The sequence below is a fragment of the Prauserella flavalba genome (assembly GCF_003202235.1).
Classification (GTDB): domain Bacteria; phylum Actinomycetota; class Actinomycetes; order Mycobacteriales; family Pseudonocardiaceae; genus Prauserella_A; species Prauserella_A flavalba.
This window is the reverse complement of sequence record NZ_MASU01000002.1, coordinates 506,244-529,907: the sequence shown is the minus strand read 5'-3', so window position 1 is coordinate 529,907 and position 23,664 is coordinate 506,244. Positions and strand designations below refer to the sequence as shown.

Annotated in this window: 23 protein-coding genes and 3 tRNA genes; 7 read left to right on the top strand and 19 right to left on the bottom strand. The window is 69.7% G+C overall.

What is annotated here, in order from left to right:
• Positions 1-71: 71 nt before the first annotated feature.
• The 6 genes from BA062_RS04920 to rplJ form a co-directional block, all read right to left on the bottom strand.
• Positions 72-1,424, bottom strand: coding sequence for an MCE family protein (locus BA062_RS04920; protein ID WP_110334802.1), 1,353 nt, complete (start codon positions 1,422-1,424; stop codon positions 72-74).
• On the bottom strand, positions 1,421-2,260 hold the full coding sequence (locus BA062_RS04915; RefSeq protein ID WP_110334801.1) for an MlaE family ABC transporter permease: 840 nt from the start codon (positions 2,258-2,260) through the stop codon (positions 1,421-1,423). The genes BA062_RS04920 and BA062_RS04915 overlap by 4 nt, the downstream gene beginning before the upstream one ends.
• A 3-nt stretch (positions 2,261-2,263) precedes the next feature.
• On the bottom strand, positions 2,264-3,058 hold the full coding sequence (locus tag BA062_RS04910) for an MlaE family ABC transporter permease (RefSeq protein WP_110335035.1): 795 nt from the start codon (positions 3,056-3,058) through the stop codon (positions 2,264-2,266).
• 100 nt (positions 3,059-3,158) lie between these two features.
• Positions 3,159-4,304 (bottom strand): ABC transporter ATP-binding protein, encoded by a 1,146-nt coding sequence (locus tag BA062_RS04905; RefSeq protein WP_110334800.1) that lies wholly within the window; start codon positions 4,302-4,304, stop codon positions 3,159-3,161.
• 225 nt (positions 4,305-4,529) lie between these two features.
• Entirely contained in the window at positions 4,530-4,922 is a 393-nt protein-coding gene (gene rplL / locus BA062_RS04900; protein WP_110334799.1) for a 50S ribosomal protein L7/L12, read from the bottom strand.
• 50 nt (positions 4,923-4,972) lie between these two features.
• Complete coding sequence (gene rplJ / locus BA062_RS04895; RefSeq protein ID WP_110334798.1) at positions 4,973-5,524, bottom strand: 50S ribosomal protein L10; 552 nt, start codon at positions 5,522-5,524, stop codon at positions 4,973-4,975.
• A gap of 337 nt (positions 5,525-5,861) precedes the next feature.
• Between rplJ and BA062_RS04890 the strand changes: the two genes are divergently transcribed.
• A complete protein-coding gene (locus tag BA062_RS04890; protein ID WP_110334797.1) occupies positions 5,862-6,764 on the top strand; it encodes a hypothetical protein in 903 nt (300 codons plus the stop codon).
• A 65-nt stretch (positions 6,765-6,829) separates the two neighbouring features.
• Here the strand turns inward: BA062_RS04890 and rplA are convergent, their stop codons facing one another.
• From rplA to BA062_RS04865, 5 genes are all read right to left on the bottom strand, one after another.
• The gene (gene rplA / locus BA062_RS04885; RefSeq protein WP_110334796.1) at positions 6,830-7,549 is read right to left on the bottom strand and encodes a 50S ribosomal protein L1; all 720 of its coding nucleotides are present in this window, start codon (positions 7,547-7,549) and stop codon (positions 6,830-6,832) included.
• Positions 7,550-7,628: 79 nt separating this feature from the next.
• Entirely contained in the window at positions 7,629-8,063 is a 435-nt protein-coding gene (gene rplK / locus BA062_RS04880) for a 50S ribosomal protein L11 (protein WP_110334795.1), read from the bottom strand.
• 78 nt (positions 8,064-8,141) lie between these two features.
• Positions 8,142-8,990, bottom strand: coding sequence for a transcription termination/antitermination protein NusG (gene nusG / locus BA062_RS04875; RefSeq protein ID WP_110334794.1), 849 nt, complete (start codon positions 8,988-8,990; stop codon positions 8,142-8,144).
• An 84-nt stretch (positions 8,991-9,074) separates the two neighbouring features.
• The gene (gene secE / locus BA062_RS04870; RefSeq protein ID WP_110334793.1) at positions 9,075-9,509 is read right to left on the bottom strand and encodes a preprotein translocase subunit SecE; all 435 of its coding nucleotides are present in this window, start codon (positions 9,507-9,509) and stop codon (positions 9,075-9,077) included.
• A 34-nt stretch (positions 9,510-9,543) separates the two neighbouring features.
• A tRNA-Trp gene (locus tag BA062_RS04865) sits at positions 9,544-9,616 on the bottom strand.
• 182 nt (positions 9,617-9,798) lie between these two features.
• Here BA062_RS04865 and BA062_RS04860 point away from each other — a divergent pair.
• Positions 9,799-11,031 (top strand): pyridoxal phosphate-dependent aminotransferase, encoded by a 1,233-nt coding sequence (locus tag BA062_RS04860; RefSeq protein ID WP_110334792.1) that lies wholly within the window; start codon positions 9,799-9,801, stop codon positions 11,029-11,031.
• Positions 11,032-11,038: 7 nt separating this feature from the next.
• Complete coding sequence (locus BA062_RS04855) at positions 11,039-11,887, top strand: SGNH/GDSL hydrolase family protein (RefSeq protein WP_110334791.1); 849 nt, start codon at positions 11,039-11,041, stop codon at positions 11,885-11,887.
• Positions 11,888-11,889: 2 nt separating this feature from the next.
• Here BA062_RS04855 and BA062_RS04850 read toward each other — a convergent pair whose 3' ends face one another.
• From BA062_RS04850 to BA062_RS04820, 7 genes are all read right to left on the bottom strand, one after another.
• On the bottom strand, positions 11,890-12,291 hold the full coding sequence (locus BA062_RS04850; protein ID WP_210406761.1) for a MaoC family dehydratase: 402 nt from the start codon (positions 12,289-12,291) through the stop codon (positions 11,890-11,892).
• 2 nt (positions 12,292-12,293) lie between these two features.
• A complete protein-coding gene (locus tag BA062_RS04845) occupies positions 12,294-12,737 on the bottom strand; it encodes a MaoC family dehydratase N-terminal domain-containing protein (protein ID WP_110334789.1) in 444 nt (147 codons plus the stop codon).
• A gap of 66 nt (positions 12,738-12,803) precedes the next feature.
• Positions 12,804-13,895 (bottom strand): S1 family peptidase, encoded by a 1,092-nt coding sequence (locus BA062_RS04840; RefSeq protein WP_110334788.1) that lies wholly within the window; start codon positions 13,893-13,895, stop codon positions 12,804-12,806.
• Positions 13,896-14,047: 152 nt separating this feature from the next.
• Positions 14,048-14,212, bottom strand: coding sequence for a 50S ribosomal protein L33 (rpmG, locus tag BA062_RS04835; RefSeq protein WP_110334787.1), 165 nt, complete (start codon positions 14,210-14,212; stop codon positions 14,048-14,050).
• Between the two features lie 150 nt (positions 14,213-14,362).
• Positions 14,363-14,435 (bottom strand) — tRNA-Met (locus BA062_RS04830).
• A 54-nt stretch (positions 14,436-14,489) separates the two neighbouring features.
• Positions 14,490-14,562 (bottom strand) — tRNA-Thr (locus BA062_RS04825).
• A 75-nt stretch (positions 14,563-14,637) separates the two neighbouring features.
• A complete protein-coding gene (locus BA062_RS04820; RefSeq protein ID WP_110334786.1) occupies positions 14,638-17,280 on the bottom strand; it encodes a putative bifunctional diguanylate cyclase/phosphodiesterase in 2,643 nt (880 codons plus the stop codon).
• Positions 17,281-17,518: 238 nt separating this feature from the next.
• On the opposite strand from BA062_RS04820, the gene BA062_RS04815 reads away from it, so the two are divergent.
• Together BA062_RS04815 and lon are read left to right on the top strand one after the other, a co-directional pair.
• A complete protein-coding gene (locus BA062_RS04815; protein WP_110334785.1) occupies positions 17,519-18,448 on the top strand; it encodes a GNAT family N-acetyltransferase in 930 nt (309 codons plus the stop codon).
• A gap of 92 nt (positions 18,449-18,540) precedes the next feature.
• Entirely contained in the window at positions 18,541-20,973 is a 2,433-nt protein-coding gene (gene lon / locus BA062_RS04810; RefSeq protein ID WP_110334784.1) for an endopeptidase La, read from the top strand.
• 71 nt (positions 20,974-21,044) lie between these two features.
• Here lon and BA062_RS04805 read toward each other — a convergent pair whose 3' ends face one another.
• Entirely contained in the window at positions 21,045-21,695 is a 651-nt protein-coding gene (locus tag BA062_RS04805; protein WP_110334783.1) for a DedA family protein, read from the bottom strand.
• Between the two features lie 170 nt (positions 21,696-21,865).
• On the opposite strand from BA062_RS04805, the gene BA062_RS04800 reads away from it, so the two are divergent.
• Entirely contained in the window at positions 21,866-23,023 is a 1,158-nt protein-coding gene (locus BA062_RS04800; protein ID WP_210406760.1) for a sensor histidine kinase, read from the top strand.
• Positions 23,014-23,658, top strand: coding sequence for a response regulator (locus BA062_RS04795; RefSeq protein ID WP_110334782.1), 645 nt, complete (start codon positions 23,014-23,016; stop codon positions 23,656-23,658). Before BA062_RS04800 ends, BA062_RS04795 begins: the two co-directional genes overlap by 10 nt.
• The last annotated feature ends 6 nt before the right edge of the window (positions 23,659-23,664 follow it).

Below are 23,664 nucleotides of genomic sequence, written 5' to 3'. Positions count from 1 at the left end.
GCGTTGGCGGTGCCTTCGGCGAGAGCGCGTTCGCGGCACCCGACTCGGTCGAGCGGAGACATCCACCCTTCCTACTCACGAACGTTCACCTCCGCTCCCCGGTACAGCGGTCCCACCAGCAGCGCGCCCCAGCCGGGCACGTCGGCCGCGTCCATCCCCACCTGCGGGCCGAGCAGCTGCGAGAGCAGGGCGTACTCGGCAGGCGTGTTGGCGGGGTTGCCGCCCGCCGTGGTGCCGCTGCCGTTGTAGCCGCCGGCGTTAGCCGCGTTGTTGGCCGGGTTCAGCCCGTCGTTCTGCGAACGCGCGGGCTCGGGCGGCTCGCTGCCGTCCTCGACGGGGCCGTCCGGCGGGTACTGCGGGAAGGGATCCGGGTACTCGTCCATCGCATAGCAGCGCGGGCCGCGCTTGTCCTCATACTCTGGCTCGTCCTGGCCGGGAATGTACGGCCCGCGGTTGGTGGTGATCTCGATCGTCGCGTGCAGACCGGGCTTGTCGGTGCCCTTGCCGAACGCCTCGTCGATGCGCGGCAAGAGGTCGGCCATCTGCCCGATGAAGCACGGGTACTCGGGCGAGTACTTCGCCAGCAGCTCGGCGGTTGGCCGCGCCGTCTCGCCGAGGCTGATGATGTTGGCCGAGTTGGCCTCGAGGAACGACCGCAGGTCGGTCGACGCCGTGGTGAGGTTGCCGTAGAGCGTCTGCAGGTTCTGCCGCTGCTCCACCACGGTGCGGCTCGTGGTCCTGAGGTTGTCGAGCGTGCGCACCAGGTCCGGAGCGGCGACCGACAGGTTGTCGGAGAACTCCGCGAGCTCGCGCAGGTTCTGCTGCAGCTCGGGCAGGTGGGGGTTCAGCTCGCCGACGTAGGCGCCGAGCTCGGACAGCGTCGCGCCCAGCTCCTCGCCGCGGCCCTGCAACGCCGTGGAGATCGCGGTGAGCGTGCTGGAGAGCTTCTGCGGCTGCACGGCCTGCAACACCGGCATCAGGTCACCGAGTGCCTGCTCCAGCTCGATCACGCTCGACGTGCGGTCCTGCGGGATCACGTCGCCGTCGCGCAGGCTCTGCGGCGAGGCCTGCTCGGGGATCTCCAGCGACACGAACCGCTCGCCGAACAGCGTCTTCGGGAGGAACCGGGCCGAGACGTTGCTCGGCACCAGCGGCGCCTGCTCGGGGTCGAGGTGCAGGGTCAGCTTCGACCCGGTCTCGGTGGGGGCGATGTCCGCGACACTGCCGACGATCAGCCCGCGCACCTTGACGTCGGAGTTCTCGGTGAGCTGGTTGCCGATCGTGTCGGCCTCGAGCGTGACGCTGACGAACTTCGAGAAGCTCTTGTTGTACAGCGCGATGCTGAGGTACACGCCGCCCACGAGCACGAGGATGAGCAGCAGGCCCAGCAGCCTGCGGCGCAGTGTTCCCATCGCCTGGCTCATCCCGCGATCCTCACCGTCGTGTCGGTGCCCCAGATGGCGAAGCCGATGAAGAAGTTGACCACCGCGACCGTCACGATCGAGAGCCGGACCGCGCGGCCGACGGCGACGCCGACGCCCGCGGGGCCACCGGAGGCCCGGTAGCCGTAGTAGCAGTGCGTCAGGATGATCAGCACGCTGAAGATCAGCACTTTGAGGAACGAGTAGAAGACGTCCTGCGGTGGCAGGAACATGTCGAAGTAATGGTCGTAGGTGCCCGCCGACTGGTCGTAGATGTAGATGACCACCAGCCGGGAGGCGAGGTAGGAGCTGAGCAGGCCGATCACGTACAGCGGGATCACCGCGACGAACCCGGCGATGATCCGCGTGGTCACCAGGTACGGCAGGCTCGGCACGCCCATCACCTCGAGCGCGTCGATCTCCTCGGAGATCCGCATGGCACCGAGCTGCGCGGTGAACCCGGCGCCGACGGTCGCCGACAGCGCCAGCCCCGCCACGAGCGGCGCGATCTCCCGCGTGTTGAAGAACGACGTGAGGAAGCCGGTGAACGCCGACGTGCCGATGGAGTTCAGCGCCGAGAAGCCCTGCAGGCCCACGAGCACACCGGTGAACAGCGTGAGGCCGACCATGACGCCGACCGTGCCGCCGATGACGGCCAGCGACCCCGAGCCGAAGCTGACCTCGGCGAGCAGGCGCAGGACCTCCTTGGTGTAGCGCCGGATCGTTCGCGGTGCCCACGCGAGCGCGCGCAGGTAGAACGACATCTGGTCGCCGAGGACGTCGAGCGTCTCGAGTGGACGGTTCGCGAGCTTCTTCGCGTTCTGGGAGAACGTGGCCATCGTCTAGTCCAACTTCGCAGGAACGACCTGCAGGTAGATCAGCGTGATCACGAAGTTGACCACGAACAACAACAGGAACGTGATGACGACGGACTGGTTGACGGCGTCGCCGACACCCTTCGGCCCCGGCGGCGGGTTCAGCCCCCGGTACGCGGCGACGACGGCGGCGATGAAACCGAAGATCAGTGCCTTCAGCTCACCGACCCACAGGTCCGGCAGCTGGGCCAGAGCGGAGAAGCTCGCGAGGTAGGCGCCCGGTGTGCCGTCCTGGAGCACGACGTTGAAGAAGTAGCCGCCCAGCACGCCGATGACGCTGACCATGCCGTTGAGCAGGAGCGCGACGAGCATGCACGCGAGCACCCTCGGCACGATGAGCCGCTGCACGGCGGAGACGCCGAGCACCTCCATCGCGTCGATCTCCTCGCGGATCGTGCGCGCGCCGATGTCGGCGCAGATCGCCGATCCGCCTGCGCCCGCGACGAGCAGCGCCGTGACCAGTGGGCTCGCCTGCTGCACCGTGGCGAGCACGCTGCCCGCGCCGGTGTACGACTGCGCGCCGAGCTGCCGCGCCAGTGAACCGAACTGCAGGGAGATCACGGCGCCGAAGGGGATCGCGACCAGCGCCGTCGGCAGGATCGTGACACTCGCGATGAACCAGGACTGCTGGATGAACTCCCGCACCTGGAACGGCCGCTGGAAGATGCCACGTGCTACGTCGAGGCCGAGCGCGAAGAGCTTCCCGGTTTCCCGCAGCATCCCCATGCCGGGAACCCTGGCCGTGGAGGCCCGAGAGCTCATGAAGGTCCTCGCCGTGCTCGTTCCTCGCGGGCCGAGGCCGTCCATGAGGCACGACCGCGCTGCATCTTCCGGAGCGATTCCTCGCTGCGCTCGTCACCGCTCATGAACGTCCTTGCTGCGGGTAGGGAGGGGGAAGGCGATCGGTGTCGGTCGCCTGTCTCGGCTCCCGCCAGCCGGATCCCGGCAGGGCGGCGACGTCCTCGGTGGGCAGCTGGCCCCGCTGCGACGTCAGGCCGTGGTGGGTCTGGACCCCGTAGTGCCGCCGCTCCTCGGGGCTCAGCGACTCGATGATCCCCTCCTGCGCGGCAGGCGGCAGCGTGTGCAGGATCCGCATCACGCGGTCCTTGCGACGGCGTGCCCCGCCCCGCTCCGGCACCCCGGGGGTCGGCTGCATCTGCTCGGGGATCCCGGTCACGTCCTCGACGCCGCCCGCGTGGTGACCCGCCTCGAACATGGCCTTCTCGGCGGCCATCGTGGCGGAGTCCTTCTCCTCGCTCATGCCGATCGGGCCGTCCATGCGGCCGTTGAGGAACTGCTTGACGACCGGCTCGTCGCTGGTCAGCAGCACCTCGCGTGGCCCGAACATCACCAGCTCCTTGCGGAACAGCATGCCCAGGTTGTCCGGCACGGTGCGGGCGAGGTTGATGTTGTGCGTGACGATCAGGAAGGTCGCGTCGATCTGCGCGTTCACGTCGAGGAAGAGCTGGCTGATGTACGTGGTCCGGACCGGGTCCAGACCGGAGTCCGGCTCGTCGACGAGGATGATCTTGGGGTCCAGCACGAGCGCGCGCGACAGCCCCGCGCGCTTGCGCATACCACCGGAGATCTCGCCGGGCAGCTTCTTCTCGGCACCGGAGAGGCCGGTCATCTCCAGCTTCTCCAGCACGATCCGCCGGATCTCGGTCTCCGACTTCTTCGTGTGCTCCCGCAGCGGGAACGCGACGTTGTCGTAGAGGTTCATCGACCCGAACAGCGCGCCGTCCTGGAACAGCACCCCGAAGAGCTTGCGGACGTCGTAGAGCTTGCGCTCCGAGCACGTGACCACGTCGACGCCGTTGATCACGCACTTGCCGCGGTCGGGCTTGAGCAGGCCGATCATGGACTTGAGGAAGACCGACTTACCGGTGCCCGACGGGCCGAGCATCACCGACACCTCGCCCGGCGGCAGCGTCAGCGTCACGTCACGCCAGATGGTCTGCTTGCCGAATGACTTCGTCAAGCCCTCGATGACCACCTCGACACCCATCGCACCTCCCGGAGCCCATTCGCGGCAGCACGCCCCGAAGCTTGCGTCACCCACATGCAACGAGCCGGGCGCGCACAGGTTACTCACCGGTTCTGATCAGTGGGACGCGGCCACGACCGTCAAAGGTGGGAGCAAGGTAACGCACCGGGGTGCCGAATGCACGAAAAGGGCGGGCATCCCGTGATCGGATGCCCGCCCTTCGCGGTGCTCTGTGGAGCTACCAGGTCACTTGACGGAGACCTTGGCGCCGGCAGCCTCGAGCTTCTCCTTGGCGGCGTCGGCGGCGTCCTTGTCGACCTTCTCGAGGAGGGGCTTCGGGGCGCCCTCGACGAGCTCCTTGGCCTCCTTCAGGCCCAGGCCGGAGACGACCTCGCGGACGACCTTGATGACCTGGATCTTCTTGTCGCCGGCGCCCTCGAGGATGACGTCGAACTCGTCCTTCTCCTCCTCGGCCGGGGCGGCAGCGCCCGCGGCACCCGGGGCGGCGGCCACGACGGCGGCCGGGGCGGCGGCGGTGACGTCGAAGGTCTCCTCGAACTGCTTCACGAACTCCGAGAGCTCCAGGAGCGTCAGCTCCTTGAAAGCGTCGAGCAGTTCCTCGGTGCTCAGCTTCGCCATGATGGCGTTCCTTCCTTGTTACGACTCGCTGGTCGGGGGTGGGTTTTCGGTCAGCTCTCGGCAGTGTCGGCAGCGCCGTCGCCGGACTCGGACTTGCGCTTCTCCTCGAGCGCGGCGGCCAGGCGGGCGACCTGGGACGCCGGCGCCTGGAACAGCGCGGCGGCCTGGGACAGCTTCGCCTTGAACGCGCCCGCCGCCTTGGCGAGGAGCACCTCACGGCTCTCGAGGTCGGCGATCCGCTCGATCTCGGAAACCGTGAGCGGGCGGCCATCCATGTAGCCGCCCTTGATGACGAGGGCGCTGTGGTCCTTCGCGAAGTTCTTCAGCGCCTTCGCGGCCTCGACCGGCTCGCCCTCGATGAAGGCGATCGCGGTCGGACCCACGAAGAGATCGTTGAGGCCCTCGATGCCAGCGTCCTCAGCGGCACGCTTGACGAGGGTGTTCTTCGCGACCCGGTACTTGGCGGTGTTGCCGAGAGCGCGGCGCAGCTCACTGAGCTGGGACACGGAGAGGCCGGTGTACTCGGTGACAACGGTTGCCGAGCTGTTGCGGAACTTGTCCGCGATCTCGGCGACGGCCGCCACCTTGTCGGGCTTCGCCATGGTCGCCTCCTCTCTTGGCTGGGTGACCACTGGCTGCGCCCGGACCCCCAACACGACAAACGCCCCGGCGCAGCAGGCGCGGGGCGTCGATACACACTGAGTCAGTGTGGCGATCCTCGTCCTCCTGCGCGGGCCGCCCGCCGTACTGCGGACCTTCGTTCCCCGGGCGAGGTGCCCGGAGAAGACCAGCGGTCTTCGGTAGAACCGCTGACCAGCATACGTGGCCCTCCGCGCACCCTCGCCACCACCCCCTGGTAGGTCCGTCATGCAGTGATGGTGGCGTTCACTGCAGCCGCCTGGGCGACCTAGGGCCACGTACCGTGCGCGAGCAGGCATCATGGGTCACGTGGCCCAGCAGCGACCTGACCGACAGCCCGGACCCGAGCAGGGGCCGGCTGCCGAGCACGCGCCCGGATCGGACCTCCAGCCCGGCCGGCGGGACCAGCCGGCGCAGACGCCGCCACCCGATCTCGACCCGGAGCAGCTGCGCCAATTCCAGCAGTTCCAGCAGTTCCAGGACTTCCTGAAGTTCCAGGAGGCGCAGCGCCAGGGCGGCGCCGAGGTGGTGCCTGGCCAGCAGCCGCAGTACCACCCCGCACCGGCGGCGACCCAGCAGCTCATCCACCAGCCGCCAGCTCCCCCGCGCCGGAGGGTGCCGGGCTGGCTGCAGTGGCTCGGCAAGAAGATCCTCGGCTGGCTGATCTTCTTCCTGCTGCTCGCACTGGCGCTGACCTGGGCGTACAACTACTTCTTCGGCTCCGACGAGGGCGACAGCACCAAGTCTGCGGCCCAACTGGGTGGCGGGAAGTACCACACCAACGAGGTCCTCTCCACGCGACCGCACGTGGCGGTGCAGAAGATCTATCAGCTGGTCGCCGAGGGCAGCTACGAGCGGGCGTGCGTCCGTTTCGACAACGACCGCGGCATCGAAGAGAAATTCGCCCGGGACCTGGGTTATCCCGACTGCCGTCAAGCTGTGCTCGGTCTCCAGACCGAGGTGTCACATGTCACGGACTATTCGCGATCGATTTATCCCCAGTACTACGACCCCAACGCCACGACCTTGCGGATCGATTCGTGTGACTTTGAGATCAGCGGAGGCCCGGCCCTCGGCGTCTTCACGGTGACTAAGGTCGAGCGCGGCCAGTGGCTCATCACCGGACATGAACCCGGCCCGAAGACCTGCCCGGGCACCACTCCCGACACTGGCGAGCCCACAAGCCCCAGCCCCTCCAACTAGCGCACACGAGAAAGGGGCGGCCACCCGGCTTCGGGTGACCGCCCCTTTTCGTCGCTCTGCGAGCCTTACGCGTTGCTGTCCTCGGTGAGGAGGTCGCGCGTGCGAGCCGGGTCCACCGGGATACCCGGGCCCATCGTCGTGCTGAAGGTGACCTTCTTGAGGTAGCGGCCCTTCGCGGCGGAGGGCTTCGACCGCAGCACCTCATCCAGCGCGGCGGCGTAGTTCTCCACCAGCTTGTCGGCGTCGAACGAGGCCTTGCCGATCACCATGTGCAGGTTGGCCTGCTTGTCGACGCGGAAGCTGACCTTGCCGCCCTTGATGTCGGTGACGGCCTTGCCGACCGCGGGGGTCACGGTGCCGGTCTTGGGGTTCGGCATCAGGCCACGCGGGCCGAGGATGCGGGCCACCCGGCCGACCTTCGCCATCTGGTCCGGTGTCGCGATCGCGGCATCGAAGTCGAGCCAGCCACCCTGGATGCGCTCGATCAAGTCGTCGGAGCCGACCGCGTCAGCACCGGCGGCCTCGGCCTCGGCGGCCTTGTCGCCGATGGCGAAAACGATGACGCGGACGGTCTTACCCGTTCCGTGCGGCAGGTTCACGGTGCCGCGGACCATCTGGTCGGCCTTGCGGGGGTCGACGCCGAGTCGCATGGCGACCTCGACGGTGGCGTCCATCTTGACCTTGGAGGTCTCCTTGGCGAGCCGAGCGGCCTCGAGCGGGGCGTACAGCCTGCTCTTGTCGATCAGCTCGGAGGCCTGGCGGTAGGCCTTGCTGCGCTTGGTCATGCTCTGTCCTTCGAATCTGTGAGTGGATCAGTCGTGGTACGGGCCAGCGCCTGGCCCTTCCACACGGGAGCGCTGTGGCTCAGTCGACGACCGTGAGGCCCATCGACCGGGCGGTGCCGGCGATGATCTTGGCGGCCTGGTCGGTGTCGTGGGCGTTGAGGTCGCTCTTCTTCGTCTCGGCGATCTCGCGCACCTGGGCCATGGTCACCTTGCCGACCTTGGTCTTGTGCGGCTCGCCGCTGCCCTTCTCGATCCCGGCGGCCTTGAGCAGGAGCTTCGCGGCCGGCGGGGTCTTGAGCTTGAAGTCGAACGAGCGGTCCTCGTACACGGAGATCTCGACCGGCACGACGTTGCCGCGCTGCGACTCGGTGGCCGCGTTGTAGGCCTTGCAGAACTCCATGATGTTGACGCCGTGCTGACCCAGCGCGGGACCAACGGGCGGGGCCGGGTTCGCGGCACCCGCCTGGATCTGCAGCTTGATGATCGCTGCAAGCTTCTTCTTCTTGGGTGGCATTCCTGTTTCCTGTTCAGCGTTGCTTCCCCACGCACCTGCCGTGGCGCGGGGACCTTCCGGCCGCCAGGTAGGCGACCGTCAGATCTTGGAGACCTGGTTGAACGACAGCTCGACCGGCGTCTCCCGGCCGAAGATCGACACCAGGACCTTCAGCTTCTGGGCGTCCGCGTTGACCTCGCTGATCGTCGCGGGCAGGGTCGCGAACGGGCCGTCCATGACGGTGACCGACTCGCCGACCTCGAAGTCGACCTCGACCGAGCGGGCGGCCGACGGCGTCTCGGCCGCGGCGGCCTCGCCCTTGCCCGCCTTCGCGGGGGCGGCCTTCTCGACCTGCGGTGCGAGGAACTTCAGCACCTCGTCCAGCGTAAGCGGCGACGGGCGCGAGGTGGCGCCCACGAAGCCCGTGACGCCGGGGGTGTTGCGCACCGCGCTCCACGAGGCGTCGTTCAGCTCCATCCGAACCAGGATGTAGCCGGGCAGCACCTTCCGCTGGACCTGCTTGCGCTGGCCGTTCTTGATCTCGGTGACCTCTTCGGTCGGCACCTCGATCTGGAAGATGAAGTCCTCGACGTCCAGCGTCTGCCGCCTGGTCTCGAGGTTGTTCTTGACCTTGTTCTCGTAGCCGGCGTAGGAGTGCACCACGTACCACTCGCCGGGCAGCGACCGGAGCTCCGCGCGGAGCTTCTCGACCGGGTCCTCGTCCTCGTCCGAGGCGTCGGCCGCTTCGGGCTGCTCCGCGACGGCGGAGTCGTCGGTGCGGTCCGCGGCGGCGTCGGCGCTGTCGGCCTCCGTGTCCTCGGCGGCCTCGACCGGCGTCACGTCGGCCTCGGTGGGGTCCGAGTCCGCCTCACCGGTGGCCGCGAGCACCTGCTCGTCGGAAAGGCCGGTCAGGTCCTGACCGGCTCCTGAGCCGTTCTCGGAGGTCACTTTCCGTCCTCTCAGTTGATCGCGTGTGGTGGTCGCCGGTGTCGCGTGCGACCCCGGGGCCACTCGCCGGGCCTGGTCGGCCGCTCAGGTGCCGAATACGAAGTCCACGCCCTTGAGGAAGACGAAGTCGAGTCCGTACACCAGTGCCACCATGAACGCCACGAACACCAGCACCACGGTGGTGTAGGTGACCATCTGCTTGCGCGTCGGCCAGATGACCTTGCGCAGCTCGGCCCAGACCTCCCGGATGAACCGCACGAACCGCGAGAAGATCGAGCCTCGCTTGTCGTCCTTGCGGTCACGCTTCGGCGTCGGCCGGTCCTTGCCGGACGGCTTGACGGGCTTGTCCGAAGTCTTCCCCTTCGGAGCGGGACGCTTCTTCGCCTCGGCGCTCTCGGCCTCGGAGCCCGTGCCGGCAGGGCGCGCGGAGGCGCGGCGCTCACGCCGAGCCGCGGCGGTGACCGGACGGGACGAGCGCTTCGACGCCCGGTCCTTGTCCTTCTCCCCGTCCTCGCTCACGAGCTACTCCTCCGCTCCACCTGACACGTCAACGCAGGGGTGACAGGACTTGAACCTGCAACCTGCGGTTTTGGAGACCGCTGCTCTGCCATTTGAGCTACACCCCTTCGAGCGGCGAAACCGCTCGCGTGGACGCACTCAACCCACCCCGCTGCGCTCGCAGGGCCGAGTGTCGGGCGTTCCAAGTTCGGAAGTCTACGGCAAGCCCGGAAGCACCTCGCAACCGCGCCCGGTTGTGGCCTCCGGGGCGGCTGTCCACCGGCTCCGGCGCGCGTGAAAAAATGTCGGCATGGCCACACCTGCAAGCACTGTCACCAGCCCTCGTTCCCGCGTATCCGCACGGATCGCGGGGATCACGCCGTCTGCGACGCTCGCCGTCGACGCGAAGGCGAAGGCACTCAAGGCGGAGGGTCGCCCGGTGATCGGCTTCGGCGCCGGCCAGCCCGACTTCCCCACCCCCGACTACATCGTCGAGGCCGCGGCCGCCGCGGTGCACGAGCGCGTCAACCACGGCTACACCGCCGCGGGCGGGCTGCCCGAGCTGCGCGAGGCCCTCGCCGCGAAGACGCTGCGCGACTCCGCGTTCGAGTGCGACGCCTCGCAGATCCTCGTGACCAACGGCGGCAAGCAGGCCGTTTATTCCGCGTTCGCGACGCTGCTCGACCCGGGCGACGAGGTGCTGCTGCTCGCCCCGTACTGGACGACCTACCCCGAGTCGATCACCCTCGCGGGTGGCGTGCCGGTGCAGGTGACCGCCGACGAGTCGACCGGCTACCTGGTCACCGTCGAGCAGCTCGAGGCGGCCCGCACCGACAAGACCAAGGTGCTGCTGTTCAACTCGCCGTCCAACCCGACCGGCGCCGTCTACCCGCGCGAGCAGGTCGAGGCGATCGGCCGCTGGGCGCTGGAGCACGGCATCTGGGTGGTCACCGACGAGATCTACGAGCACCTGGTCTACGACGGCGTCACGGCCGCCTCGATGCCGGCCGTGGTGCCCGAGCTGGCCGACCAGACGCTGATCCTCAACGGGGTCGCCAAGACCTACTCGATGACCGGCTGGCGCGTCGGCTGGATCATCGGCCCCCAGGACGTGATCAAGGCGGCGTCGAGCTTCCAGTCGCACCTGTGCGGCAACGTCGCCAACGTGTCGCAGCGGGCCGCGCTCGCGGCCGTGTCGGGCCCGCTGGACGCCGTGTACGAGATGCGCAAGGCGTTCGACGTGCGCCGCAAGCGGATCGTCTCCCTGCTGTCGGACATCCCCGGCGTGGAGTGCCCGACGCCGGAGGGCGCCTTCTACGCCTACCCGTCGGTGAAGGCGCTGCTGGGCAAGGAGATCCGGGGCCAGCGCCCGGAGAACACGGTCGAGCTCGCGGACTTGATCCTGCGTGAGGTCGAGGTGGCCGTGGTACCGGGCGAGGCGTTCGGCACCCCCGGCTACTTCCGGTTCTCCTACGCGCTCGCCGAGGCCGACCTCGTCGAGGGCGTCAACCGGGTCGGCTCGCTGCTCTCCGAGGCGAAGTAGGCACACCGTGCGCAAGGCGCTGGCGACCGCGCTGCTCGCCGCGGTCGCCGGCGCCTGCACACCGGGTGCGGACGCCGTCGACGGCACCGCACCGCACGCTGGGCACTACGTCGCGCTCGGCGACTCCTACGTTTCGGGTCCGGGCACCGGCACGCCCACGGGCGTGCCGAGCGGGTGCCTGCGCTCGGACCACAACTACCCGCGCCTGATCGCCGCCGAGCTGGGCGTGGAGAAGCTCTCCGACGTCAGCTGCGGCGGCGCACGCACCGAGAACCTGACCGCGCCACAGCCGACGCCGCAGGGCACCAACCCGCCTCAGCTCGACGCGCTGAGGCCCGACACGGCGCTGGTGACGCTGGGCATCGGCGGCAACGACGTGAACCTCATCGAGCGCGCGGCCGAGTGCGCGCGCGGAGCCGCGTGCCTGGACATGAACGCCGCCGGGGTGCCGGAGTGGCTGGCCTCGGTGCTGGCGGAGGTCGGCAGCCGGCTCGGGTCGGCACTGGACGAGATCGCCGAGCGGGCGCCCTCGGCCAGAGTGATCGTGGTCGGCTACCCGACGATCCTGCCCACCGACGCCGGTGAGTGTGCGCTCGAGTATCCCGAGTCCGTCGACCGGATCCCGTCGCTGCGACAGGGCCTGGACGCCCTCAACGCGATGCTCGCCGAGCAGGCGGCGAAGCACGGCGCCGAGTACGCCGACACGGTGACGCCCACGAGGGGCCACGGCGTGTGCGCGCCGCCGGAGTCGCGCTGGGTGGAGGGCCTGGAGCCGGTGACCGGCGCCCACCCGCTGCATCCGACGGCGCGCGGCGAACGGGCGCTCGCCGACGCCGTGCTCGGGGTCATCCGCTGACGTCAGGCGACGCGCACCACGGCCTGCGCCTTGCCCAGCACGGTCTTGCCGTCGAACTTCGCGGTGATGTCGACGCGGGCAGTGCCGTCGTCGCGGACCTCGCCGATCTTGCCGGTGAACTCCACGAGTGCGCCCTCGGCGTCGTCGGGCACCACGACAGGCCTGGTGAACCGCACGCCGTACTCGACGACGCGGCCGGGGTCACCGAGCCAGTCGCTGATCATGCGGCCGCCGAGCGCCATCGTCAGCATCCCGTGCGCGATCACGTTCGGGAGGCCGACCTCCGTGGCGAAGCGCTCGTTCCAGTGGATCGGGTTGAAGTCCAGCGACGCGCCCGCGTAGCGCACCAGCTGGTCCCTGGTGACGTGCACGGAAAGGCCGGGCAGCTCGTCTCCGACGTTCATGCTCATTCTCCCCTCACCACGAGCTGGGCGTACGTGGTGCAGACCGGCTCACCGTCAACGGTCTCGACGTCGGCGTGGACGCTCAGGAAGTCGTTGCCCGCGCGGACGAAGATGTCGTCGATGTGCGTGGTCAGCCGCAGCTCGTCACCCGCGCGCACCGGGCGGTGGTGGGTGAAGCGCTGGTCGCCGTGGACCATGCGCGAGTAGTCGAGGCCGAGTTCGGGGTCGGCGACGATCGCGTTGATCGAGGCGAGGTTGATGATCGTCAGGAAGGTCGGCGGCGCGATGACGTCGGGATAGCCCGCCGCCTCGGCCGCGGCCGGGTCGCGGTAAAGGGGGCTGTCGTCACCGATCGCGTCGGCGAACTCGGCGATCTTCGCCCGGCTCACCTCGTAGGTGCTGGTGGGTGGGTACGTCCGGCCGATGAAAGAGGGATCCAGGGGCACCCGTGCAGGTTACCGGGGGCCGTGCGGGCCTTGGCCTGCCCTCACGGCCCCCGGTTGTCCGTGTCGCTAGTTCAGGGCCACGCCGTAGGCGTTGAGGGCCTCGACGACGGGCTGGAAGAACGAGCTGCCGCCGCCCATGCCGGAGGTGATGCCGAGGCCGACGCTGCCCGCGAACATGCAGCCGCCGGAGTCACCGGAGTTCACCGCGGCCGAGGTCTGCACCAGCTGGTGGACCGAGCCCTCCGCGTAGTTCACGGTCACGTCGACGGCCTGCACGGTGCCGCAGGTCAGGTTGGTCGTGGAGCCGCTCTTACAGATCTCCTGGCCGACCGTGGCGTCGGCGGCCGAGGTGATGGGCTGCGTCGAGCCGTCCCACAGCGTGACCTCGCCGGGGGCGCTGCCGGTGGTGTTCTGGATCAGGCCGTAGTCGTTGTCGGGGAAGCTGGCGTCCACCGAGGGGCCGACGTTCCACTCGGCGACGGCGCCCGTGCAGTGGCCCGCGTCAACGATGTAGTTCTGCCCGTCGCGGTTGGTGTTGAAGCCCGCCGAGCAGCGGCTGCCGCCGCCGGTGATGGCCTCGCCGTTGTAGATGGCCTTGTGCATGCCGCCCGCGACGTGTTCGACGCGCACGGCGCCGCCGAGCCCCTCCGCGGCCGAGACGAGCTTCGCGGCCGCGCTGTCGTCCGCGGCGTCGGCGACGGTCAGCACGAGCTGGTTGGTGGTCGGGTCGAGCCCCAGTGAGGTGTGCGCGACGGCGGGCAGCGCGTCGAGCGTGCCGCGCGCCTCGGCGAGTTCGGCCGCCGAGCGGGTGACGACCTTGGCGGTCGCGCCGGCCTGCTCCACCTTCGCGGCGGCGCCATCGCTCGTGACGTTGACGACCGGGCGGCCTTGCGCGTCGAGGTAACTGCCGGCGTGCTGGGCGCCGAGCGCCGCGGTGACCTCGGTGAGGGTCTGGGCGCCTGCCTGCTGCGCCTCGAGGAGCCGCTGGGCGGCGGCCTCGGTGATGCCTCGTTCGGAGGTGATGGTGGCGATGGCCGCACCGGCGACGTCGCTCGAGTAGCCCTCGATACTCGTTGCGGACGCCACCGTGGGGGCCAGGAGACCCAGCGTGAAGGCGCTGGCTGCCAGGGTGATCGCGGTTCTGGACTTGATGTTCATACCGGTTCTCACTTTCGCAGGGTTGTCACCCGTTAGAGTGAGGCCAGTCACGCACGAACCGCTAGCGTCTTTCGTTGGATTCTTTCCAACGAGATGGCGAACAAAAAGGCCGCCCCCGAACACCGGGAGCGGCCTCTCGTCGACTCAGGAACTCAGCGAGTCTCCTTGTGGTTGCGGTGCGTACCGCAGTTCGGGCAGAACTTCTTCATCTCCAGGCGGTCCGGGTCGTTACGCCGGTTCTTCCTGGTGATGTAGTTGCGGTGCTTGCACTCCTCGCACGCCAGCGTGATCTTCGGTCGCACGTCGGTGGCAGCCACTTCGGCTCCTCTACTAGCTACTCGTACCCACCATGCCGGGGGGTCCGGGGGGCGGAGCCCCTCCGGGCGGGGGCTTGGGGGGCTGTACCCCCCATGTCATGGCGAAGCGAGGCGGTTTGCGCTTGCGCAAACACAGCCCGCCCACTCGCGTAGCGGTGGCCGGACTTGAACCGGCGACACAGCGATTATGAGCCGCTTGCTCTGCCAACTGAGCTACACCGCCTCACACGACCCAGGCCGCGATACACAAGCTTACGCATCGCGGCCCAGACCTCCGAGCCCCTTTACGGAATCGAACCGTAGACCTTCTCCTTACCATGGAGACGCTCTGCCGACTGAGCTAAAGGGGCGTGCTCAACGAGCCTCGAAAAGAGTACCTGAGGCCGTCCCGGCCCCGGAAACCGGGGGTCCGCAACGGAAAAACCTCAGGTCAGCAGGGTCAGGACGATTTCGGAGTGGTGCCCGAGCGAACGGGCCGTGCGAGCCTGCAGCCACGCCTCCAGCCGCTCCTCCGACAACGGCCGCGAGATCAGGTAGCCCTGAGCCACGTCGCAGCCCATCGCCTCCAGCTGGTCGCGCGCGACGTCCTCCTCGACGCCCTCCGCGACCACCGTCAGGCCCAGCGAGTGGCCCAGCTCGACGATCGAACGCACGACGGCGAGGTCGCCGAGATCGGTGCCCATGCCGAGCACGAAGCTCTTGTCGATCTTGACCTGGTCGACGGGCAGCTGGCGCAGGTAGGCCAGCGACGAGTAGCCGGTGCCGAAGTCGTCGACGGCGAGCACGATGCCGAGCCCGTGCAGCTGCCGCAGGATCGGCAGCGCCCGCTGCGGGTCGGCCATCACGCCCGACTCGGTCAGCTCGAACGTCAGCAGCTCGGCGGGAACCCCGAAGCGTTCGAGCGCGGCGGAGACCTTGGCCGGGAACTCGTCGTCGGCGAGGTTGCGCACGGAGAGGTTCACGGCGACCGAGATGCGCAGGCCCTCGTCGAGCCAGCGGCGCACGCGGTCGAGCGCCTTGTCGAGCACGAACGACGTCAGCGCGCCCACGAGCCCCGCCGCCTCCACCGCGGGCACGAACTCGTCGGGGTCGACCCGGCCGAACTCCGGGTGCTGCCAGCGCACGAGCGCCTCGACGCCCAGCACGTGCTTGCCGGGCAGCGAGACCTTCGGCTGGTAGTGGACGCTGACCTGGCCCTCCTCCAGTGCCTGGCGGAACTGGGTGACCATCTGGAACCGGCGGAGGAAGATCTGGCCCATGCTCGGCACGTAGCCGCGGACCTCCTCGCCGCCGCGCGTGGCGCGCACGGCCATGTCGGCGCGCTGCAGGAGCGTGTCGACGTCCACCAGGTGACCGTTCTCCTCCGAGCTCGTGGAGGCGTAGCCGACCACGGCGTTGGCCTCGACGGTGAGCCGGTCGACGGGGTACGGGGCGGACAGCTGGGCCCGGAGGCGCTCGGCGATGCGGTGCGCCTCGTCGGGCAGGCAGCCGACGAGCAGGGCCGCGAAGGAGGCCCCTTCGAGCCGCGCGAGTGAGACCTCGGGGCCGAGCACGTCGCGGATGCGCCGGCCGGCCGCCATCACCATGCGGTCGGCCCACGCGTAGCCGAGGGCGTCGCTGACCTGGGAGAACACGTCGAGGTCCACCCGCAGCACCACGGACTGCACGCGCTCGCGCAGCGGTTCGCGGGCGACCTGCCGGAAACCGGGCCGGTTGAGCAGGCCGGTGAGCGGGTCGTGGTAGGCGTCGTGGCGCAGCGTGGCGAGCAGCCTGCGGTTGTCGAGCGCGGTCGCCAGGTGGCTGGCCATCGTGCCGAGCAGCTGCACGTCGTACTTGCCGAAGCCGCGCCAGCGCGAGAGTCGGTCGTGCGCCTCGACCACACCGAGCAGCTGGTTGGCACTGCGCAGCGGCACCACGAGCGATTCCTGCGCGCCCCGGTCGAGCAGCGCGGCGCGCACCTCGGGGTTGGCCTCGGTGATCCGGAAGTGCCGCACGTGCGCGCCGGGCAGGCGCAGCAGCGGGTCGTCGGGGCGGACGAAGTTCACCGGGAGCTCTTCGCCCGCGACGACGGAGCGCATCGGCTCGTCGGGTTCGAGCCGCAGCCGGAGCACGACCCTGGCGGCGGCGAGCTGGTCCTTGATCCGTTCGGCGATCGTGGACCATTCGCCGAAGTCGACCTCCTGGCCGAGCTCGTCGCCGAGGCTCGCGGGGCGCGCGGCCGCCTGCTGGCCGGAGCGGGCGACCATCAGGCTCACGTCTGAGAGGGCCTCCATGTCGCGCTGCTCACGCAGCAGGTCGGAGTAGGCCCAGTACAGCGCGGCCAGGCCGAGGCTGACGGCCAGCACGATCGGCCACGCCTCGGGGGTCTTGGAGATGACGAGGTAGCCGGTGAGGCCCACCGAGGCGTTGACGAAGCCGACCACGAGGATGCGGCCCGCGAGCCTCAGCGCCGTGCCGACCCGCATGCGGCGGCGCAGCACCCGCACGGCGGCCATCGCCAGCAGCGTGCTGGCGAGCGGCGCGGTGAGGGTGCCCGCGAGTGCCGCGAGCCACGGCATCTCGCCCGGCCCGCTGCCGAGGGCCTGCTTGACCAGTCCGGCCACGGCGAACGCGCTGGTGACCTCGAAGATGAACGCGCCCGCGTTGTAGAGGACGCGCCCGGTGACCTTCCTGGCGAGCAGGGTGGTGACGCCCGCGACGACGTGCGCGCCGAGCACCACCTCGAAGGGCGCGACGAAGAAGCCGATGACGAGCGGGATCTCCGTGAACGAGATGGTCCAGGAGATGCCACTGCGCACGTCGACGTTGACCCCGAGCTGTTCCGCTCCGAGGAACGCGAGTGCGAGCAGTGGTCCGATCCACCACAGGTGGACCGAACCTTCGAACGGTTGCCACAGTGACACCGCGGCCGCCGCGAGCAGGCTCAGCGGCAGCACGGCAACCGTGTAGTAACGGAATCTCCGTTCATCGGTCCTGGCCTCGGCGGACGCGGGACCACTCGGACGAGAGGCAGGTGCCTCGGCTGCAGCCGCACTGGATCCGACGGACTCGTCGTGCGCGTCCGGCATGCAACCTCCCTTCCGTCCCGCTGTGCCACAGGGGCCAGCTCGCGAACGAGGCATCACTGTACCCCGGAGGGCGTATCAAGGCCTCGATCCGAACGCCATGAGATCACCTCAGGGTTAACGCGCCACCAACGAAGTGATACGTCAGCCTCGGCGGGGGTGATCTCACGGTCCTCATGGTCGCCGCCAGTAGTCGATCCCCGAGTGACATACCTCATACCACGTCGGGTTGGATTAGGGAATGGAGATCGATGCCATCGCCGCGGAGCACGCCAAGCGGCTGGCCGCGGCGGACGCACTGCTGCCGAAGCCCTCGCCGTTGAACCCCGAGGGCGGGACCCGGCTGACGACCCGGGACGGGATGGCGCTCGCGACCCGCTCACGCGTCGAACCGGGAACGCCAGAGGCGCTGTGGCGGCCGCTCACCGAGTACCGCCTCGACGTCCGGCTCGGAGGGACCGATCCCGGTGCTGCGTTCGGTTCCCTGCTCACGGAGTGGGACCGGCTGCTGGAGGAGACGGAGGCCACCGACTGGGACAGCGCCGCCGTGGTGACCCGGCCGAGCAGGGACACGGTCGGGACCGGTGAGCTGCTGCGCCGGGGGTTCGCCCCGACGCGGGTGCTCGCCGTCCGGCCCGCCGACCGGCTGGCGAGTGGTCCGCCCGCGGTGCCCGGTGTGCGCATCCGGCAGGCGGAACCGTCCGAACTGGCCACGCTGGTGCGGTTGCAGTTGGAGCTGCGGCAGTACGACGCGCAGTTCGGCCTGGTGACCCGGCGCGAGGACGAGGAGCGCGCGATCACCGACGCCACCCGTGGGCTGCTCGCCGACGCGGGCGCGGCCGTGCCGTCGCTGTGGATCGCGGAGCTCTACGGCAAGCCGCTCGGCTTCGTGCACGTCGAGCTGCCGCCGGCCGCCGACTGGATCAGCGGCTACGTCGCCGTGGAGCGGGCCGGCTACCTGGCCTCGATGCACGTCGCCGAGGAGGCCCGCAGCACCGGTGTCGGTTCGGCCCTCGCCGCGCACGTGCACCAGCTGTTCGACGAGGCGGGGATGGACGCCGTGCTGCTGCACCACGCGCTGGCCAGCCCGCGCTCGACGCCGTTCTGGTACGCGCAGGGCTACCGGCCACTGTGGACGTCCTGGTACCGGAGGCCCGCGGCGCGGGGCTGAGGCGCTGATCGCTCCCGGCGAACACCAGCGGGGAATCTGGAGACGCTCCAGAAAGTTGAGCGAGATGTACTCAACAAGACGGGAGCGTATTGATGACCCAGACACAGCTCCTCCCCGTACTCCCACTCGACGACGACGTCGTGCTGCCGGGCATGGTGGTGCCCTTCGACCTCGCGGAGCAGGACACCCGCGACGCGGTCGAGTCGGCGCAGGCGAAGGCGCCGGGTGTCGCGTCGCTGCCCGGAATCCGGTCGGCGGCGGGCAAGGCCGAGGTGCTGATCGTGCCCAGGATCGACGGCGAGCTCGCCGAGGTCGGCACGGTCGCGACTGTCGAGCGCATCGGCCGCATTCCCGGCGGTTCCTCGGCCGCGCTGGTGCGTGGCACGCGCCGCGCGCTCGTCGGCTCCCCCGCCGACGGCCCCGGCGACGCCAGGTGGGTGCACGCCGAGCCCGCGGTCGAACTGCCCGTCGGCGAGCGCACCCGTGAGCTGGCGGCGGAGTTCAAGTCGGTCGTGATCTCGCTGCTGCAGCAGCGCGGTGTGTGGCAGATGCTCGACGCGGTGCAGCAGCTCGACGACCCCTCCGCGATCGCGGACCTCGCCGGCAACGCGCCGTACCTCACCACCGAGCAGAAGCTCGAGCTGCTGCGCACGCTCGATGTCACCGCCCGGCTGGAGACGGCGCTGGAGACCGGCAGGGCGTACCTGGCCGAGCTGAAGGTGAACGACACCATCCGCAAGGACGTCGAGCAGGACATGGAGAAGCAGCAGAAGGAGTTCCTGCTGCGCCGCCAGCTCGAGGCGATCCGCAAGGAGCTCGGTGAGCTCGACGGCAGTGCCGACCAGGACAACTACCGCGCCCGCGTGGAGTCGGCCGACCTGCCCGAGCACGTCCGCAAGGCCGCGCTCGCCGAGGTCGACAAGCTGGAGCGGACCTCCGAGCAGTCGCCCGAGGCGGGCTGGATCCGCACGTGGCTCGACACTGTGCTGGACATCCCGTGGCAGGTCAGGACCACCGACGTGCACGACATCGCGGGCGCGCGTGAGGTGCTCGACGCCGACCACGCCGGGCTCGACGACGTGAAGGAACGCATCATCGAGTACCTCGCCGTGCGGCAGCGGCGCGCCGAGGCACTCCTTACCGCCGAGGCGCCGTCGGGCACAGCGGAGTCCACTGTGGGCGGTCGGCACGGCGGCGCCGTGCTGGCGCTGGCGGGCCCTCCCGGTGTCGGCAAGACGTCGCTGGGTGAGTCGATCGCCAAGGCGATGGGGCGCAAGTTCGTACGCGTAGCGCTGGGCGGTATCCGCGACGAGGCCGAGATCAGGGGCCACCGCCGCACCTACGTCGGCGCACTGCCCGGCCGGATCGTGCGCGCGATCAAGGAGGCCGGGTCGATGAACCCGGTGGTGCTCCTCGACGAGGTGGACAAGGTGGGCGCCGACTACCGGGGCGACCCGACGGCGGCGCTGCTGGAGGTGCTCGACCCCGAGCAGAACCACACGTTCCGCGACCACTACCTCGAGGTGGAGCTGGACCTCTCCGACGTGGTGTTCCTCGCCACGGCCAACGCGCTGGAGACCATTCCGGGTCCGCTGCTCGACCGCATGGAGCTGGTGACGCTCGACGGCTACACCGAGCACGAGAAGGTGACCATCGGGCGCGACCACCTGCTCCCCCGCGAGCTCGAACGGGCGGGGCTGGCCGAGGGCGACGTGACGTTCACCGACGCGGCGCTGAGCCGGATCGCGGCGGAGTACACACGCGAGGCGGGTGTGCGAAACCTGAACCGCACGATCGCGAAGGTGCTGCGCAAGGTGGCGACCAGGGTCGCGCTGAACGAGGCCACGCTCCCGCTGACGGTCGGTGTGCCCGAACTCGAGGGCTACCTCGGGCGGCCGCGGCACGTGCCGGAGTCGTCGCTGCCGGCCGGTGAGCAGCGCACGGCGACGCCGGGTGTCGCGACCGGGCTCGCGGTGACGGGCGCGGGCGGCGACGTCCTGTACGTCGAGGCGTCGCTGGCCGACGCGGAGACCGGCGGCACGGGGCTGACCCTGACCGGTCAGCTCGGTGACGTGATGAAGGAGTCGGCGCAGATCGCGCTGTCGTACTTGCGCTCGCGGGGTGCCGAGCTGGAGCTGCCGGTCGGCGACCTCAAGGAGCGCGGCGTGCACGTCCACGTGCCTGCGGGTGCGGTGCCGAAGGACGGACCGTCGGCGGGCGTGACGATGACGACGGCGTTGGCGTCGTTGCTGTCCGGCAGGCTCGTGCGGGCCGACGTGGCGATGACCGGTGAGGTGTCGCTGACGGGGCGCGTGCTGCCGATCGGCGGGGTGAAGCAGAAGCTGCTCGCCGCGCACCGGGCGGGCATGCGGACGGTGATCATCCCGCAGCGCAACGAGCCGGACCTGGACGACGTGCCCGGGGAGATCCTCGCCGAGCTGGACGTCCACCCGGTGAGCAGCGTCCGCGAGGTGCTGGACCTGGCACTGGAGCCCGCCTCGACCCGGCTGGCCCACGCGGCGTAAGAAGCCCCCAAGGCCACCTTTGTTGCGTTGAACGCAACAAAGGTGGCCTTGGGGGCAGTTGGCGAATCCGCTCAGGCGGGGGTGCGGGCGCGGTCGCGGAGGCGCTTGACCACGAAGAGGGTCACCGCGGCGACACCGAGGACGATCACGATGATCTGGAACACGCCCGCGTACTCCTCCACCACGTGCCAGTTGGCGCCGAGTGCGTAGCCGGCGACCACGAAGATCGAGTTCCAGATGAGGCTGCCGAGCGTGGTCAGCGACAGGAAGATCCAGAACGGCATCCGCTGGATGCCTGCGGGCAGCGAGATGAAACTCCGCACCAACGGCACCATCCGCCCCAGGAACACCGCCTTGGTGCCGTGCTTCGCGAACCACTCCTCGGCCTTGTCGAAGTCCTCGGGCTTCACGAGCGGCAGCTTGCAGATGAGCCACCGGGTGCGGTCACGGCCGAGCAGCTGGCCGAGGTAGAAGACGATGATCGCGCCGAGCACCGACCCCGCCGTGGTCCACATCAGGGCCTCGACCAGCGAGAACGTGCCGTTGGCCGCGCTGAACCCGGCCAACGGCAGCACCAGTTCGCTCGGGATCGGCGGGAACAGGTTGTCGAAGCCGACCGTGATGGCGGCGCCCGGTCCGCCGAGCACGTCCATCAGGTCGACGGCCCATCCGGCGATACCTCCGAGTTCGCCTGAGTTGTCCTGGGCCAGCTGCGCGGTCATGTATGGCCTTTCGGGTCATTTGTTCGTTTTGGGCAACTACCCTCGACGCTACGGACGCGCGCGTGCTGTCGCCATGAAGTGGGGCGCCGACTTCCGGGGGCGCCCACCACAGGGCGATCTTGTGGAAAACCTCAGTACCGCTGCGTGACCACGCGATTAGCCTCGGGGCTGTGCCCCGAGCAGCCGACGGACTCCTGCGCCGAGGGTGCCGGACCACGATCGGGCTGGCGCTCGGCGCCGTGCTCGCCTTCGCCGAGGCGGCCTACGTGCTGCTGACCCTGCCCGCGCTCGCCGTTCCCTCGGCTCGCCGGAGGGTGTTCGCCGGGGCCCGCCTGCTCGCCGAGGTGGAACGCGCACGCCTCGCGCGGTACCTGCGCAACGAGAACTCCGCCGACTACGGCGGCAGGCGCGCACTGGAGTACCTCGCCGTGCGCTGCGTCGTGGGTGGTCTCGGCGCCGGGGTCTTCGTGCTCATCCTGTGGGGTGCGGTGTCCGGACTGGTGATGGCCAGCCAGTTCTTCTCCGGAGCGCCCATCGGCGGCGGGGACCCGATCGGCGACGACCACGACTGGTACGACCTCCCCGCGGTGTTCCTGCTCGGGCTCCTGCTGATCTTCATCGCCGTGCAGGGGCTCATCGGCGTCGCGACGCTGGATCGCCGCGTGGCGCACCGGTTCCTCGGGCCGAGCGAGCAGGACCTGTTGCGCCGCAGGGTGTCGCAGCTCGCCACGAGCCGAGCCGAGGTGATCGAGGCCGTCAACGACGAGCGCAGGCGCATCGAAAGGGACCTGCACGACGGCGTACAGCAGCGGCTCGTCGCGCTCGGCATGGTGCTCGGCAGGGCCCTGCGCAGCAAGGATCCCGAGCACAGAGGCGAACTGGTTCGCCAGGCGCACGACGAGTCGCAGCAGGCGCTGCAGGACCTGCGCGAGGTGACGTGGCGGGTGTATCCGATCGCGCTGGACTCCGGCGGGCTGGAAGTGGCACTGGAGTCGCTCGCCGAACGCTCCAGCGTGCCCGTGACGCTCGACTACGCGCTTCCGGAGCGGCCGGGCGCGGCCGTCGAGACCGTGGCCTATTTCGTGGCGTCGGAGGCGGTGACCAACGCGATCAAGCACGCGGGCGCGTCCCGGATCGGGATCAGCGTCACCGGGGACGAGACGATGGTGACCGTGCGGATCACCGACGACGGCGCGGGCGGCGCGCAGGCTTCCGGCGGAGGACTCTCCGGGCTCGCCCGGCGCGTCGCCGCCGTGGATGGCGTGTTCACTGTGGACAGTCCGGCCGGAGGGCCGACCACGATCGAGGCGGAGCTGCCGTGCGCGTGATACTTGCCGAGGACTCGACCCTGCTGCGCGAGGGGCTGGTCCGCCTGCTCGCCGAGGAGGGCCACGAGGTGGTGGCCGCGGTCGACGACGGCGCGGCGCTGATCAGGGAGACCGAGCGCCACCGGCCGGACGTGATCGTCACCGACGTGCGCATGCCGCCCGCCCACAGCGACGAGGGCCTGCGCGCGGCGCTGGAGATCCGTAGCCGCTGGCCGGAGATCGGCGTGCTCGTGCTCTCGCAGTACGTCGAGAAGCGCTACGCCACCGAGCTGATCACCGACGACGCCGGCAAGGTCGGCTACCTGCTGAAGGACCGCGTGGCGCAGGTCGGCGAGTTCCTCGACGCGCTGGAGCGCGTGGCCGCGGGCGGGGCTGCCTTCGACCCCGAGGTGGTGCGCAGGCTGCTGGCCCGCACCACGCACGTCGACCCGCTCACCCGGCTGACCGCCCGCGAGCGCGAGGTGCTGGAGAAAATGGCGCAGGGCCACACCAACGCGGGCATCGCGGAGCAGTTGCACGTGTCGCAGAGCGCGGTCGAGAAGCACGTCAACGCGATCTTCGACAAGCTCGACCTCGCCCACACCACGGGTTTCAGCCGCCGCGTGCTCGCGGTGCTGCGCTTCCTCGGCTCCTGACCACCC